Annotated in this window: 14 protein-coding genes and 1 riboswitch; of the genes, 10 read left to right on the plus strand and 4 right to left on the minus strand. The window is 48.4% G+C overall.

Annotation, left to right across the window (positions count from 1 at the left end; translation table 11 throughout):
* Window positions 1-124 precede the first annotated feature (124 nt).
* From MTR82_RS04485 to MTR82_RS04495, 3 genes are all read left to right on the plus strand, one after another.
* Window positions 125-1,618, plus strand: coding sequence for an acetyl-CoA hydrolase/transferase family protein (locus MTR82_RS04485; RefSeq protein ID WP_246807976.1), 1,494 nt, complete (start codon window positions 125-127; stop codon window positions 1,616-1,618).
* Window positions 1,619-1,731: 113 nt separating this feature from the next.
* Complete coding sequence (locus tag MTR82_RS04490; RefSeq protein WP_246807977.1) at window positions 1,732-2,376, plus strand: LytTR family DNA-binding domain-containing protein; 645 nt, start codon at window positions 1,732-1,734, stop codon at window positions 2,374-2,376.
* Window positions 2,377-2,602: 226 nt separating this feature from the next.
* On the plus strand, window positions 2,603-4,117 hold the full coding sequence (locus MTR82_RS04495) for an acetyl-CoA hydrolase/transferase family protein (RefSeq protein ID WP_246807978.1): 1,515 nt from the start codon (window positions 2,603-2,605) through the stop codon (window positions 4,115-4,117).
* A 38-nt stretch (window positions 4,118-4,155) separates the two neighbouring features.
* On the opposite strand, the gene MTR82_RS04500 is transcribed toward MTR82_RS04495, so the two are convergent.
* Window positions 4,156-4,626: a VOC family protein gene (locus tag MTR82_RS04500; protein ID WP_246807979.1), complete on the minus strand. Its 471-nt coding sequence runs from the start codon at window positions 4,624-4,626 to the stop codon at window positions 4,156-4,158.
* A 157-nt stretch (window positions 4,627-4,783) separates the two neighbouring features.
* On the opposite strand from MTR82_RS04500, the gene rlmN reads away from it, so the two are divergent.
* Window positions 4,784-5,854, plus strand: coding sequence for a dual-specificity RNA methyltransferase RlmN (gene rlmN / locus MTR82_RS04505; RefSeq protein ID WP_052650185.1), 1,071 nt, complete (start codon window positions 4,784-4,786; stop codon window positions 5,852-5,854).
* A 135-nt stretch (window positions 5,855-5,989) separates the two neighbouring features.
* On the opposite strand, the gene MTR82_RS04510 is transcribed toward rlmN, so the two are convergent.
* The 3 genes from MTR82_RS04510 to MTR82_RS04520 are packed head-to-tail and all read right to left on the minus strand — an operon-like array spanning window position 5,990 to window position 9,155.
* Entirely contained in the window at window positions 5,990-6,904 is a 915-nt protein-coding gene (locus MTR82_RS04510) for a carbohydrate ABC transporter permease (protein WP_324607144.1), read from the minus strand.
* Window positions 6,905-7,816: a carbohydrate ABC transporter permease gene (locus MTR82_RS04515; protein WP_234398914.1), complete on the minus strand. Its 912-nt coding sequence runs from the start codon at window positions 7,814-7,816 to the stop codon at window positions 6,905-6,907. It lies immediately after the preceding gene.
* A 16-nt stretch (window positions 7,817-7,832) separates the two neighbouring features.
* Window positions 7,833-9,155: an ABC transporter substrate-binding protein gene (locus MTR82_RS04520; protein ID WP_246807980.1), complete on the minus strand. Its 1,323-nt coding sequence runs from the start codon at window positions 9,153-9,155 to the stop codon at window positions 7,833-7,835.
* A gap of 240 nt (window positions 9,156-9,395) precedes the next feature.
* On the opposite strand from MTR82_RS04520, the gene MTR82_RS04525 reads away from it, so the two are divergent.
* The 6 genes from MTR82_RS04525 to thiW all read left to right on the plus strand — a co-directional run bounded on the left by MTR82_RS04525 (window position 9,396) and on the right by thiW (window position 14,177).
* Entirely contained in the window at window positions 9,396-10,538 is a 1,143-nt protein-coding gene (locus MTR82_RS04525) for an ABC transporter ATP-binding protein (protein WP_246807981.1), read from the plus strand.
* Window positions 10,539-10,558: 20 nt separating this feature from the next.
* Window positions 10,559-10,662: riboswitch (TPP riboswitch) on the plus strand.
* A gap of 86 nt (window positions 10,663-10,748) precedes the next feature.
* Window positions 10,749-11,432: a thiaminase II gene (tenA, locus tag MTR82_RS04530; RefSeq protein WP_246807982.1), complete on the plus strand. Its 684-nt coding sequence runs from the start codon at window positions 10,749-10,751 to the stop codon at window positions 11,430-11,432.
* 1 nt (window position 11,433) lies between these two features.
* Window positions 11,434-12,219 (plus strand): hydroxyethylthiazole kinase, encoded by a 786-nt coding sequence (thiM, locus tag MTR82_RS04535; RefSeq protein ID WP_246807986.1) that lies wholly within the window; start codon window positions 11,434-11,436, stop codon window positions 12,217-12,219.
* Window positions 12,216-13,052: a bifunctional hydroxymethylpyrimidine kinase/phosphomethylpyrimidine kinase gene (gene thiD, locus MTR82_RS04540; RefSeq protein WP_246807987.1), complete on the plus strand. Its 837-nt coding sequence runs from the start codon at window positions 12,216-12,218 to the stop codon at window positions 13,050-13,052. Before thiM ends, thiD begins: the two co-directional genes overlap by 4 nt.
* The gene (thiE, locus tag MTR82_RS04545; protein ID WP_246807988.1) at window positions 13,036-13,692 is read left to right on the plus strand and encodes a thiamine phosphate synthase; all 657 of its coding nucleotides are present in this window, start codon (window positions 13,036-13,038) and stop codon (window positions 13,690-13,692) included. The genes thiD and thiE overlap by 17 nt, the downstream gene beginning before the upstream one ends.
* A complete protein-coding gene (gene thiW, locus MTR82_RS04550) occupies window positions 13,689-14,177 on the plus strand; it encodes an energy coupling factor transporter S component ThiW (RefSeq protein WP_052650207.1) in 489 nt (162 codons plus the stop codon). The genes thiE and thiW overlap by 4 nt, the downstream gene beginning before the upstream one ends.
* Window positions 14,178-14,194 lie beyond the last annotated feature (17 nt).

Raw genomic sequence — 14,194 nt, forward strand, 5'->3', positions numbered from 1 at the left:
ACAGTGGTGTGAAGGCCGAATTTAATATAGTAGAAACAGAGCGCTGGGGTTTATAGAAGAGGGGCGGAGGTAAGGTATAATTAAGGTAACAAGAACGGCATTCAAGCCACGAAAGGTGACTGAAATGGAAAAAACCATCGAACGCATCAAAGCCATTCAATTGCAGGACCGAGTTATTGACGCCGACCTCGCAGCTTCATGGATCCAGGACGGCATGACACTCGGATTAAGTGGATTTACACGCGCCGGCGACGCCAAGGCGGTTCCGCTGGCGCTCGTCAGACGTGCAGAAACGGAAACTTTTAAAGTGAATATTTTTACCGGCGCTTCTTTAGGTTCGGATATCGACAAATTATTTGCAGAAGCGGGCATCGTCAATAAGCGTCTGCCGTTCCAGGCAGATGCAACGATGCGCCGAAAAATCAACGAAGGCGACATGCTGTTTGTCGATCACCATCTGTCCCAGACGGCCGAGTGGATTAAAGCGGGCGTCATTGAGCCCATTGATTTTGCCATCATTGAAGCGCTCGGCATTACAGAAGATGGATTGATTATTCCGACAACGTCTGTCGGCAACTCGGCGCTGTTCGTGCAATACGCTAAAAACGTCATTGTGGAAATCAATACAGCCCAGCCGGCTTTATTCGAAGGGATTCATGATATTTACGATACCGGCAAGCAAGGGGAGCGTTCACCGATTCCATTGACGCATGTGAATGACCGGCTCGGCGTTCCGGGAATCCCCGTGGATTTGAATAAAGTGCGGGGCATTATTTTTACGAACCAGCCCGATTCGCCTTCAACGATCGCCGAATCAGATGAAGAAACGGAAATGATGGCGGGGCATTTGCTGAACTTTCTTCGCTCGGAAGTTCGCGCAGGGCGCCTGACAAACAAACTTGCACCGCTGCAATCTGGCATCGGAACAGTGGCGAATGCTGTTCTTCACGGCCTGATCGATTCGGAGTTTGAAGATTTGGAAGTTTATTCGGAAGTGCTGCAGGATGCGGTATTTGAGTTGATGGATGCCGGGAAAGTCCGTTTCGCTTCCAGCTCGTCCATCACCTTGTCTGAAGAAAAGATGAAACAGGTATTTTCAAATTTTGAAAAATACCGGGAGAAATTAATTTTGCGGCCGCAGGAGATTTCCAATCATCCTGAAATCATTCGCCGCCTCGGACTCATCTCCATCAACACGGCATTGGAATTCGATATTTACGGCAACGTCAACTCGACCCATGTGTCCGGCACGAAAATGATGAACGGCATCGGCGGTTCCGGAGACTTTGCCCGAAATGCGCGGCTGTCCATCTTCGTAACGAAATCGATTGCGAAAGGCGGAAGGATTTCCAGTGTGGTGCCTTTTGCCACGCACATCGACCATACGGAGCATGATGTGGACATCGTAGTGACGGAGCAGGGCTACGCGGATCTTCGCGGACTCGCACCGCGCGAACGTTCGAAGTTGATCATCGAAAATTGTGTGCATCCAACGTACAAAGAAAAAATGCTTGAATACTACAGAGAAGCACTGGAACGCGGGGGACAAACTCCGCATGTTTTGGAAAAGGCCTTCTCCTGGCATGCAAAATTAGCTCAGACCGGCACAATGCTTTAGAAGTTACATCAACAGCTGCCCTATTATGGGCGGCTGTTTTCACTTATAGTGATAGTCAGGAGCCAGAACGGTATCATTAAGAAATATTAGGAAAGAAAGGCAGGGGCCGTCTTATGGAATGGTTTACGCAAAGTTCGTTGCTTGATGTTATGGGAGAATTGTTCTCTGATGAAGTATCGATTGTTGTCACCAATACGAAGGAATATATCTACTACCGGCCGAGCAAAAGAATCGATTTGAAAATTCGTCCCGGGGACCCGATAAAAGAAGGCAGCATGGCGCATATGGCCTTAACCACTAACCAAAAATCTTCTGAATTCGTCGATCGGGATGTGTTCGGGGTGCCTTATCATGGAATGGCAGTGCCTTTTGAAAAAGAAGGCGTACTGGGAGGCTGCGTAATTGCCATTTATCCGGCGTTCACCGAAGGGAAATCAGTTGTGACCGTAAAAACTTCCGACGGCTGGAAGCCCATCCCTTTTGCGCAAGTGGCTTATCTGGAAGTGAAGGACCGGAAAACCCATGTCTATGCAGCTGAACTATCCGGCACCAATAAAAATACATTGCAGGAATTTGAATTTTTATTGCCGCGGGATCGGTTCATCCGGTGCCACCGCTCGTTTATCGTCAATGTTCACCATATAAAAGAAATTTATCCAGATACCCATTCGACTTTTGTGCTGGCGATGAACAACGGAGACCGGATTCCCGTCAGCCAATCCTACTCAAGTTATTTTAGGAAAATGCTGGGATTTTAGAAAATACTGCTTGAGCCATTGGAATTTCTGTCTCACTCGTTCTTCTCACTCTTTTAACCGGCAAAACACATTTTGGACACATTTTAAGATAAAGTTATCTAATAATTAAAAAACTAGACCCTATTAGATTGAATGCGGTTTTTGACTGAGCGCACGCTCATGAAAACGCTTTATCTTGTGAATATATGCTGTTTTAGTGACTAAAATCGGAAAGAGAGTGATCGATATGAAGAACAAACTTGCACGCATCAAGGCTGTAGAATTGCAGCAGCGCATCGTGACACCGGAAGAGGCGGCTTCATGGATCAAAGACGGAATGACATTGGGGCTTAGCGGATTTACGCGTGCTGGCGACGTGAAAGCGGTTCCTTTTGCATTGGTGAAACGGACTGACACAGAAAAATTTAAAGTGAACATCTTTACAGGTGCGTCGCTTGGATCAGATATCGACCGCGTCTTCGCTGAAGCGGACATCGTCAACAAGCGTCTGCCGTTCCAGGCAGAGCCGGCAATGCGCAAAAAAATCAATGAAGGCGACATGCTGTTTGTCGACCATCACTTGTCCCACACTGCTGAATGGGTCAGATCCGGAGTGACAGAACCGATTGACTTTGCAATTGTCGAAGCCTTATCCATAACGGCAGACGGCATGATTATCCCGACGACTTCTGTCGGAAACTCTGCTGTTTTTGCCAAACACGCACAAAACATCATCGTGGAAATTAACATGGCGCAGCCTGAATTGTTTGAAGGGCTTCATGATATTTACGACACCGGCAAACAAGGCGAGCGGTCACCGATTCCGTTGACGACAGTCGATCAGCGTATTGGAACAATCGGCATACCCGTCGATATGGAAAAAGTGAGAGGAATTGTCTTCACGGAACAATTGGATTCGCCTTCCACCATTGTAGCGCCTGATGCGGAAACAAAAATCATGGCCGACCACCTGCTGGAATTCTTCCGTTCTGAAATTCGCGCCGGGCGGTTGACCGAATCGTTGGCGCCGCTCCAGTCGGGCATCGGATCAGTCGCGAATGCGGTACTCCACGGCATGCTGGATTCGGAGTTTGAGGGACTCGAAGTCTATTCGGAAGTGCTGCAGGACGCGGTCTTCGATTTGATCGACGCGGGCAAAGTGGAATTCGCTTCTTGCTGTTCCATCACGCTTTCAGATGAAAAGATGAAACAGGTCTACAGCGAGTTCGAGAATTACCGCAATAAAATCGTCATGCGCCCGCAGGAGATTTCCAACCATCCGGAAGTGATCCGCCGCCTCGGATTAATTTCCATCAATACGGCGCTGGAATTCGATATTTACGGCAACGTCAACTCGACGCATGTATGCGGAACGAAAATGATGAATGGCATCGGCGGTTCCGGCGATTTTGCCCGCAATGCCCGCCTGGCCATCTTTGTGACGAAATCCATTGCCAAAGGCGGCAATATTTCAAGCATCGTGCCTTTCGCTTCTCATATTGACCACACCGAACATGATGTGGACATCGTTGTAACCGAACAAGGCTACGCAGATCTTCGCGGCCTTGCACCTCGTGAGCGTGTCGAAGTGATCATCGAAAACTGCGTACACCCTACGTACCGGGCAGCGCTGCGTGAATATTACGAAGAGGCATTGACACGTGGCGGGCAAACGCCGCATGTCCTGGAGAAAGCTTTCTCATGGCATGCGAATTTCGCAAATCACGGCTCGATGCTTCCGAAAAAAGAACAATTTGTATAAATAGATAAAACCAGCTGATTAAGCATCAGCTGGTTCTTTTATTTATTGGCGTACATTTCTGAAGTGTTTCTAGTGTAAAGTTCAATGATGTTGCCGAAAGGGTCCTCGGTGTACACCAGGAAATGCGGTTTGCCTTTCGTTGTTTGCCAGATTTTGCTGCGCTGTTTGCCGCCATGCTGGACAATGCGTTCGATCGATTCCACTAAATTATCGACAATCAGGCAAATGTGGAAAAATCCTTTATGAAGCGGAGGGGTTTCATCGTTGAAAGCGGGCTGCTGGAATTCGAATAATTCGATGCCGATCCCGTTATGTGACATCAAATGCGCATTCCGCATCTTTTGGATATCGGTTCCCTGCAAGTCCTGCGTCATGTTTTCTTCATCTGCTTCAACCGCTTCAAAGTCAAATGGCCCGGCGAGTGTGTAAAAGCCGAAGACTTTGCTGTACCAATCGATGGCTTGGTCAAGATCCGGCACCGCTAAGCCGATATGCGTGATTTCACCCATAAACAGACCTCCTTTACCGGATTCTTTACCCGGAAATGGCAAGGGCTACACAGTCTTAAAGACAGATTTTTCTGTGTAAACAAAAATGGTTGTTGTCAAGCCGGATTTTTAGTATTATAATAAGCAATTGTGAAATTCTGAAATGAGGGTTCTAATAATGAAAAATTCCATCTATGGTATGACGATTGATCAGCTAAAAGAATGGTTTTTAGAAAATGGACAAAAGAAGTACCGTGCTGAACAAGTATGGGACTGGTTATATATTAAACGCGTGACTGAATTTTCCCAGATGAACAATCTGAGCAAAGAAGTCATTGAATTGCTGGAAAACAATTTTGCGATCCGTACCCTTGAAGAAGCGGTAAAACAGGAATCGGCAGATGGCACGATCAAATTCCTTTTCCGTCTGCAGGATGGCAACTTGATCGAAACCGTATTGATGCGCTTTAAATACGGAAACTCGGTCTGTGTAACGACGCAAGTTGGCTGCAACATCGGCTGCAGTTTCTGTGCCAGCGGACTTTTGAAAAAGAGCCGCGATTTAAACGCGGGTGAAATCGTTGAGCAGATCATGCAAGTGCAAGCTCACTTTGACGCTCAGAAAAAAGATGAACGCGTAAGCCACATCGTGGTTATGGGTATCGGCGAACCGTTCGACAACTACACGAACTTGATGGGCTTCTTGAACGTCGTCAACTCTCAAAAAGGATTGGCTATCGGCGCCCGCCACATTACGGTATCGACAAGCGGCATCGTACCGAAAATCTACGATTATGCGGATGAAGGCTTGCAGGTGAATTTGGCGATTTCCATCCATGCGCCGAACAACGAATTGCGTTCACGCATCATGAAGATCAACAAAGCGTATCCGATCGAGAAATTGATGGCGGCCATCGATTATTACTTGGAAAAATCAAACCGCCGCATCACATTCGAATATATTTTATTGCGCGACGTGAACGACCATGTCGAAGAAGCGAATCAATTGGCGAAGTTGCTTGAAGACAAGCGCCACTTGTCATACGTCAACTTGATCCCGTACAACTCGGTCAGCGAACACGATCAGTATCAGCAAAGCACGCCGGAAGCCATCAGTGCATTCTACGATGCATTGAAGAAAAAAGGCATCAACTGCGGCGTTCGCCAAGAACAAGGCGCCGACATCGATGCAGCTTGCGGGCAATTGCGCAGCAAACAGATCAAAAAAGAAAAAACAGCCGCTGTTTAAGCGCTGGAGAAAAGGGCATTCCGTATCCGGGATGCCCTTTTTTGTTTGCTTAAAATTGCTGAATGAAAATAGCCTTGCTGTGAACAAATAAAAAACCCTCCGCAAGATTTTGCGAAGGGTCTTTTGCCGTTGCATTTATTTGCCTCCGGACTGGAGATTGATGCCTTGGATAAAGTATTTCTGGAAGAAGAAAAACAAAAGAATGACCGGAAGGAGCACGAGAAGCGATCCTGCCATCAAGTAATTCCACTGGGTATCCAATTGTCCCTTAAACACGGCAAGTCCAAGCTGTAAAGTATACAGGTTTTCATCGTTCAAGTAGAGAAGCGGACCAAGGAAATCGTTCCAAGCGCCGTTAAACGAGAAAATGGCTACAGTGGCAAGCGCCGGCTTCGTTAGCGGAAGGCCGATTTTCCACCAAATGTAGAAGTGGCTGGCACCTTCCATTTTTGCCGCTTCGATCAGTTCAGTTGGAATCGTCATATAGAACTGGCGCAGCAGGAAGATGTAAAATGCGCTTCCGAAAAAGTGCGGAACGATGAGCGGATAGTACGTATTGACCCAGCCCAATTTAGAAAATAAAACGTATTGCGGGATCAACGTAACAAATCCAGGAATCATCATCGTCGACAGCACAATCGCAAACCACACGTTTTTACCCCGGAATGGAATTTTCGCAAATCCGTAAGCGATAAAAGAATTCGCGAGTACGCTGCCGATCACGACTAACGTGGTGATGGTCAAGGTGTTGATCGTATAAGTCGTGAACGGCGCAACTTGCCAAGTTCGGATGTAATTTCCCCATTCCCAGGATTCCGGGAAGAAAGAAGGCGGATAGGACATGACTTCCGCCATCGTCTTAAGGGAAGTGGCGAACATCCACCAGAGCGGCGACAGAATCAGCAGACTGCCTGCAGCGAGCAAAACGAAATTGAATACGCGCCACATATTGTTGCGGTTTCCGCGATGCTGAAAAAATCCGGTTTTTGAAATCGTCTGCAATTTCTCCGGTTCGTCGAGATAAGCTGTTTTTTCTTCCGGCTTGTCCATTTACTTATCCTCCCCTTCATAATGCACCCAGCGGGGAGCAAGTTTCAGGTTGATGACGGTCAGGATGAATACGATGACGAACAGGATCCACGACATCGCCATGGCGTATCCCATATCGAAATTTTCGAATGCCTGGTTCCACATATACAAATTGTAGAACAGGAGGGAATTGGCAGGGCCGCCTTCGCCATTCCCCGACATGATGTACGCTTCCTGGAAAATTTGGAAGCCGCCGATCAGGCTTGTCACGACGTCAAAGAAAATGACGGGCGTGATCATGGGAATGGTGATGTGGATGAATTGCCGCCACCGGCTCGCGCCGTCAATTTCTGCTGCTTCGTACAAGGATTTCGAAACACCTTGCATGCTCGCGAGATAGAGGAGCATCGAACCGCCGACGCTCCATAATTTCATCAAGATCAAAGATGGTTTTGTCCAATCGGGATCAAAAAGCCAGTTCGGCCCGTCGATGCCGACCCAGCCCAAAACGAGGTTGACCATCCCGGTTCCGGGTTCAAGAAGCTGCATCCATAAAAGGTAGACGCCGACCCCGGACAGAATTGCCGGCAAGTAGTACAAGGTCCGAAAGAAACGGATGCCTGGTACATCCTGATTCAGAAGCGCTGAAAGAAAAATGGCGCCTAAAGTTGTTAAAGGGACCGAAAGCAGTACGTAGTACAGCGTATTCCATAAAGAAGTCCGAAAAAGACCATCTTCCACGATAAGCGTTTGGTAGTTTTCAACTCCGATGAATTCCATCTGTGATGTTATATTGTAGTCTGTGAAACTTCCCGCAAACGAAAACAATAGCGGCCCGGCGGTAAAACCGATAAAACCGATAATGAACGGCAGAATGAAGATATAGCCGTAGATGCTTTCTTTGCGCCTCATGGACAATCCTCTTTTCCCCAAAGGACTTCCTCCTCGCTTATTGATTTTTTTCGATCAATGCTTCCACATCAGACTGGGCTTTCGCAAGCGCCTCTTCGGCAGTTTTTGAGCCAAGGAAGAATTCATCAACCTGCGGATTGATGTAGTTGAAATAGCTTGGAGCTGCCACTGGAGCCGGCGTCAGCAACGTATCTTCCATGCTGTCGACTGCCATTTGGTAAACCATCTGGCCCTGTTCCGTCAATTCGTCAGATTCGGCAGCTGCTTCAGCCGCTTCAATATTCGCTACGTTGTCAAAGTTTTTAACCGCCCAATATTCCTGTGATTCTGCACCGGTCAAGTATTCGATAAATTTCCAAGCAGCTTCCGGATCGCTAGAACCTTTCGGAATTTCTGCTACAAACCCGCCGCCCCAGCTTGTGTGGCCATTGCCTTCTTCGTATTCAGGCAACTGGACGACTCCGAAATTCAAATCTTCCGCATAGTCGCGGATCTGCGTATAGAAAGTCGGCTGCTGGACAATCATCGCCAAGTCGCCGCTGAAGAATGGATTTCCTTGCTGGCTGTCGATTTGCGCCTGGAATGAGTTGACGACATCTTCGCCGATACGGTCTTTCCAGGATTTTAGCCAATTGAGGACTTCTACATTCTTTTCAGTGTTGATGTTGACAGTATCCGTATTGTGGTCCGGCCCGAAATAGTTTTCGCCATTTGCGTTCAGGAGCCACACATCGTAGCCCACGCCCCATAATGGATAAAAGCCGAGACGATCGTAGCTATTGCCGTTTTTGACATCCAATTTTGCTGCATATTCTTCAAGCTCAGCCCATGTTTCAGGCGGATCTTCCGGGTCCAGCCCTACTTCTTCGAAGGCGTCTTTGTTATAGAAAAGGACGCGTGTATCGGTATTGAAAGGAATTCCGTATGAATCGCCTTCATGAAGGGTCGCATTCCAAAGTTCCGGATAGAATTTTTCAGAGAAGCTGTCATCGTAGAATTCCGATAGATTCATTGCCTGTTGTTCTTTTCCGCGAAGGGCGGTGGCATTGATATCGTTTATGACGACATCCGGCGGATTCCCGGCAGCGATTGCCGCTAATTCCTTCGTCCAGATATCTCCCCACGGACTATAAGTATGCTTTACTTCAATTTCATCTTGGGAAGCGTTAAAATCTTCAACAATCTTGTCAACGACTGGGCGGCGGATTTCGGAACCCCAGAATGTCCAAAAATCGACTACAATTTTGCCGTCTTCATTAACCGATTCTTTGTCATTGTTGCTGGTCTGGAAGCCGGCACAGCCGCTCAGGATCAAACCAAGCCCGATAAGGGTGATAAGCAATGTCTTCATGTTTTTCATTCGATTCCACTCCTTCGAGTTTATAAGTTATGTACGTTTTATTGAAAATTGCTTTGATTGTCGAAGTAATTAAAGAAATTCGACGCCGTTAATTGAAATTTGAGCCTCCTTTCAATCGGAAAGAGCATAAATGCTCCTTCTTCAGGGTAAGTATATAACAAGTTCTTCTGCTTTTCTATGTTGAATTTGCAATAGACAGAAAACTATATACAATTAAAGAAAAAGAAATGGGGAATTTAAATGGCGGAGATTTCGATTAAAAATCTGGGAAAAACCTATGATAATGGCGCAACGGCCGTAACAGAATTTAATCTTGAAATCCAGAATGAAGAGTTCATTGTCTTCGTCGGCCCTTCAGGCTGCGGAAAATCGACAACGTTGCGAATGATTGCCGGCCTCGAGGAAATTACGGAAGGTGAATTCTTTATTGATGGAAAACGCATGAATGAGGTCCAGCCAAAAGAAAGAGATATCGCTATGGTTTTTCAGAACTATGCTTTATATCCCCATATGACGGTATTTGAAAACATGGCTTTTGGACTAAAATTAAGGAAGTTCAAGAAAGCGGAGATCCGGAAACGTGTGGAAGATGCTGCAGATATTCTCGGTTTGCGGGAATATTTGGACAGAAAGCCGAAAGCCCTGTCAGGCGGACAGCGGCAGCGTGTGGCGCTCGGCCGTGCAATTGTCCGGGATGCCAAAGTATTTTTAATGGATGAGCCGCTGTCAAATCTGGATGCAAAACTGCGTGTCCAAATGCGGGCGGAAATTGCGAAACTCCATCAGCGGCTGAAAACGACGACGATTTATGTAACCCATGACCAGACCGAGGCGATGACGATGGCCACCCGGATCGTCATTATGAAAGATGGCCATATCCAGCAAGTCGGAAGCCCGAAAGAAGTCTATGATTATCCGGCGAATCGTTTTGTTGGAGGCTTTATCGGTTCACCGGCCATGAACTTTTTTGAAGGCCGTTTGGAAAAAGGCTCCTTTGTATTGGGTGACCGGACGATCGGCATCCCGAAAGAAACGTTGGACATCCTGAATAGCCGAGGCTACGTCGGGAAGCCGCTGACATTAGGGATCCGGCCGGAACATATCCACGTCAACAGCGAAGATTTATCCGGCCTGCCGGTCAGTGAATTTGATGCGACCGTTACCGTATCGGAATTGACAGGAGCAGAAACTATTATTTATGCCGTTTATGCGGAGCAGGAATTTATCGCCCGGGTTGAAGCGGACACGGCCATCGAGCCGGGGCACACCGCGCGGCTGGCTTTCGATATGTCGCATGTCCATTTCTTTGATGCAGAAAACGGCATGCGCATAAAAGCTGAGAAATCAGATAAGTCTGTTGCAGAAGTCGAATCTGTGCTATAGTGATGTCGACAACCAAATAAAACACCCACTGGGGGAGCCGGATATCGGCTGAGACGGGCATTAGCCCGGACCCTTTGAACCTGATCTGGATCATACCAGCGTAGGGAAGTGGCGAGAAGCATGCTATTTTTCTATCTATGACTGCATACGCAAACGCCGCTTTCCTTAACTGGGAAGCGGCGTTTTTATTTGCAAAAAGGAGATGGCCAAATGACATTTTGTAAAGAAGTCCGGTTGGAGTGCAAGGAGCTATGGGAAGCGAGTTTTGAACACCCGTTCGTTAAAGGGATAGCAGATGCGACGCTGCCGTTAAACGTCTTTCGCTATTACGTCATGCAGGATGCCTATTACTTAACGCATTTTGCAAAAGTGCAGGCGATCGGCGCGGTAAAAGCCAGTGATTTAGAAACGACTAAGCGATTTGCATTTCATGCAGAGCATACGTGTGCGGCAGAAATGGCTTTGCATGAATCGTTCATGAAAATCCTTGGAGTGACCAAAGAAGATTGGGCTGAATTTGAGCCATCGCCGAATGCCTACGCCTACGTATCGCATATGTACCGTTCGGCTGAAGGAGATTTGGCAGATGTCCTCGCTGCGATTCTGCCTTGCTACTGGCTGTATCAGGAAATCGGCAACCGCCTGAAAGAAGCGAAGCCGGATCATCCGATCTACAGCCGCTGGATTGAAACTTATGGCGGCGAGGAATTTGCAGCGCTTGTAAGGGAACAGATGGAGCGGATGGACCATCTCGCAGAAGGGCTTTCGGAAAATCGCCGCAAAGAACTGAAAGACCGTTTCCGGCGCAGCTGCTATTACGAATGGAATTTTTGGGAACAGGCTTGGACAATGCAGACATGGACGGTAAAACCTTATACGAAGGCTGGTGTTTAAGATGATTGAAAAATTGCGCGCTGAAAATCCGATTGTCCACTGCATCACGAACCACGTCGTTTCAAATTTCCAGGCCAATGGGCTGCTAGCAATCGGGGCTTCTCCGATTATGGGGGAAGCGCCGGAAGAAGCGGCTGAACTTGCGTCGCTTTCGGGAGCTGTGTCGCTTAATATCGGAACGTTAAATGCCGGGACGCTGGAAAGCATGCTCATTGCCGGAAAGACAGCAAATCAATTGGGCCGCCCAGTCGTGCTAGATCCTGTAGGTGTAGGAGCGACAGCTTTCAGAGCCGCTGCAGCTGAGAAAATTTTGAGGGAAGTGAACATTGCCGTGCTTCGCTGCAATGCCGGAGAGCTTGCGGCCATTTGTGGAACTGAATGGCGAGGGAAAGGCGTAGATGCCGGCAGTGGGGAAGCGGATGTGAAACAGTTAGCAGTCGAGGCGGCGAATAAACTCGGGCTGGTTGTCGCAGTGACCGGTCCGATTGATTTCGTGACGGATGGAAACGACTTGGTAGAAATTCCTTTTGGGCATCCGCTTATGTCGGCCATTACGGGATCTGGCTGCCTGTTAAGCGCGGTGGTTGCTGCTTTTCTGGCAATCTCTCCTGAAAATGTATTAAATGCGGTCGCAGAAGCGCTGCGTTTTTACGGTCAGGCCGGGGAACGAGCTGGCCAATCGGCTTCCGAACCGGGCAGTTTCCAAATCGAATTTCTCAATCAATTGTCTAAACAGAGTACAGGCCATAGCGAACACATTCCCGGAAAGGAGCTGCAGCAAAAATGATTCCACAAGTATTAACCATCGCTGGATCGGATTCCGGAGGGGGAGCGGGGATTCAAGCGGATATTAAAACATTTCAGGAACTCGGAGTTTATTCGACTTCTGTTCTGACGGCCGTGACCGCTCAGAATACGCTAGGCGTTGCCGCCATTTACCCCATGGCAAGAGAAGCCGTTCAGACTCAATTGCAGGCTGTCGGAAAGGATTTTCAGCTATCAGCATTGAAAACCGGAATGTTATTTAATGAAGAAATCATTGAAGAAACGGCCAAGTGGATTCGGCATTTCAATTGGCGGCAGCTGGTGGTCGACCCGGTCATGATTGCCAAAGGCGGAGCGAATTTATTGCGCGCAGAAGCAGGGGCTGCGTTGAAAAAGGAGTTGTTGCCGTTAGCGTCTGTGGTCACGCCGAATATACCGGAAGCGGAAGTCTTGAGCGGTATTGAGATTGCGGATCCTTTGTCGCGCAGACTTGCAGCAGAAAAGATTCTGTCGTTCGGCTCCCAGTCCGTCATTATCAAAGGGGGACACGGGAAGGACGAAGAGACCGCAGAAGATTTCTTTCTTCATCGGGACGGCGAGGAGCTGCTGTTCCGGTCGCCTCGAATTGCGACAGTGCAAACCCATGGCACCGGCTGTACGTTTTCGGCCGCCCTAGCTGCGGAGCTGGCGAAAGGGCAGCCGCTTAAAGAAGCGATCTATACCGCTAAACGATTTATCCAGGCGGCTTTGAGCAGTGAATTGAATATCGGGGCTGGCCATGGTCCGACCAATCACGCCGCCTACCGAAAATATGGGGATGAAAGAAGGGAAATGTACGATGTCGAAATTCAGTAGAGTGCCGGCCGTTTATTTTATTCTCGGAACAGGAAATGCCGGAGGAAAAGATCCATTGGCCGTTCTCGAAGCAGCTTTAAAAGCAGGCATCGATTATTTTCAATTGAGGGAGAAAGGGCCAAATGCATTAGAAGGTGCGGAATTGCTGAAGTTTGCGCTCGACTGCAAGGAGCTGTGCCGGCGCTATGAAACGCCTTTCCTGATCAATGACGATCTTGAGCTAGCCAGGGCCATTGATGCAGACGGCCTTCATATTGGCCAGGACGACGCACCTGCTTCAATGGTCCGCAAAATTTTGGGTGCTGAGAAACTGCTCGGTGTATCGGTCCATTCATTGGCGGAGGCAAAACACGCTGTGGAAAGCGGTGCGGATTATGTCGGAATGGGACCTGTATTCCAGACTTCCACAAAAGCCGATGCGAAAGCCCCGGCTGGAGTGGCCGGCATCCAACAGGTAAAGGATGCATATCCGAAGTTGCCGATTGTCGGCATTGGGGGAATCGGCTCTGAAAATGCCGAATCGGTTTGGAAGGCCGGAGCCGCTGGCGTTGCGGTCATCAGCGCGATCGCGTATGCAGAAGACGTTGCGGCGGAAGTAACAGCCTTAAGAGCTTCAGCGCTGGATGGTGTCGCTAAATGAAAACGAAGAAATTGGTTATTTTAGCCATGCTTTCGGCTATCAGCGTGGCCGGATCTGCCTTTGTTTCTTTTCCTGCCGGAATTGCTCGCGCTTATCCCATCCAGCATGCCGTAAATGTGGTCACGGCAGTCATCTTTGGCCCGGCTGCTGCAGTTTCAGTAGCTTTTCTCACCGCGATTGTCCGCATCATGACCGGAACGGGCTCGCTGCTCGCCTTTCCGGGAGGCATGATCGGGGCATTGCTTGCCGGCTTGCTTTATATGAAATTCGGGAAAGTATGGACGGCTGCCCTCGGCGAAGTGGTGGGCACCGGCATTCTGGCCGCGCTCCTTGCCGTTCCGTACGCTAAATTTTTGATGGGTACAGAAGCAGCTGCGCTGTTCTTTATGCCGCCCTTTCTCGTATCCAGCTTATCCGGAGCTATCCTAGGTGCCGTACTTGTGCGCCGCCTCGTCTTGAACCGGGTGAAATTACCCTTATATTAAAAATGTTTCATTCTTGC

Origin of the sequence: Planococcus ruber (assembly GCF_022819085.1) — a bacterium.
In the GTDB taxonomy this organism is placed as follows: Bacteria; Bacillota; Bacilli; order Bacillales_A; family Planococcaceae; genus Planococcus; species Planococcus ruber.

Coding starts and splice junctions, on each gene's coding strand:
- thiM (WP_246807986.1), top strand. CDS start 11,434: ATGATTGAAAAATTGCGCGCTGAAAATCCGATTGTCCACTGCATCACG.
- MTR82_RS04490 (WP_246807977.1), top strand. CDS start 1,732: ATGGAATGGTTTACGCAAAGTTCGTTGCTTGATGTTATGGGAGAATTG.
- tenA (WP_246807982.1), top strand. CDS start 10,749: ATGACATTTTGTAAAGAAGTCCGGTTGGAGTGCAAGGAGCTATGGGAA.
- MTR82_RS04485 (WP_246807976.1), top strand. CDS start 125: ATGGAAAAAACCATCGAACGCATCAAAGCCATTCAATTGCAGGACCGA.
- MTR82_RS04510 (WP_324607144.1), bottom strand. CDS start 6,904: ATGGACAAGCCGGAAGAAAAAACAGCTTATCTCGACGAACCGGAGAAA.
- thiE (WP_246807988.1), top strand. CDS start 13,036: ATGTCGAAATTCAGTAGAGTGCCGGCCGTTTATTTTATTCTCGGAACA.
- thiW (WP_052650207.1), top strand. CDS start 13,689: ATGAAAACGAAGAAATTGGTTATTTTAGCCATGCTTTCGGCTATCAGC.
- MTR82_RS04500 (WP_246807979.1), bottom strand. CDS start 4,626: ATGGGTGAAATCACGCATATCGGCTTAGCGGTGCCGGATCTTGACCAA.
- MTR82_RS04495 (WP_246807978.1), top strand. CDS start 2,603: ATGAAGAACAAACTTGCACGCATCAAGGCTGTAGAATTGCAGCAGCGC.
- thiD (WP_246807987.1), top strand. CDS start 12,216: ATGATTCCACAAGTATTAACCATCGCTGGATCGGATTCCGGAGGGGGA.
- rlmN (WP_052650185.1), top strand. CDS start 4,784: ATGAAAAATTCCATCTATGGTATGACGATTGATCAGCTAAAAGAATGG.
- MTR82_RS04525 (WP_246807981.1), top strand. CDS start 9,396: ATGGCGGAGATTTCGATTAAAAATCTGGGAAAAACCTATGATAATGGC.
- MTR82_RS04520 (WP_246807980.1), bottom strand. CDS start 9,155: ATGAAAAACATGAAGACATTGCTTATCACCCTTATCGGGCTTGGTTTG.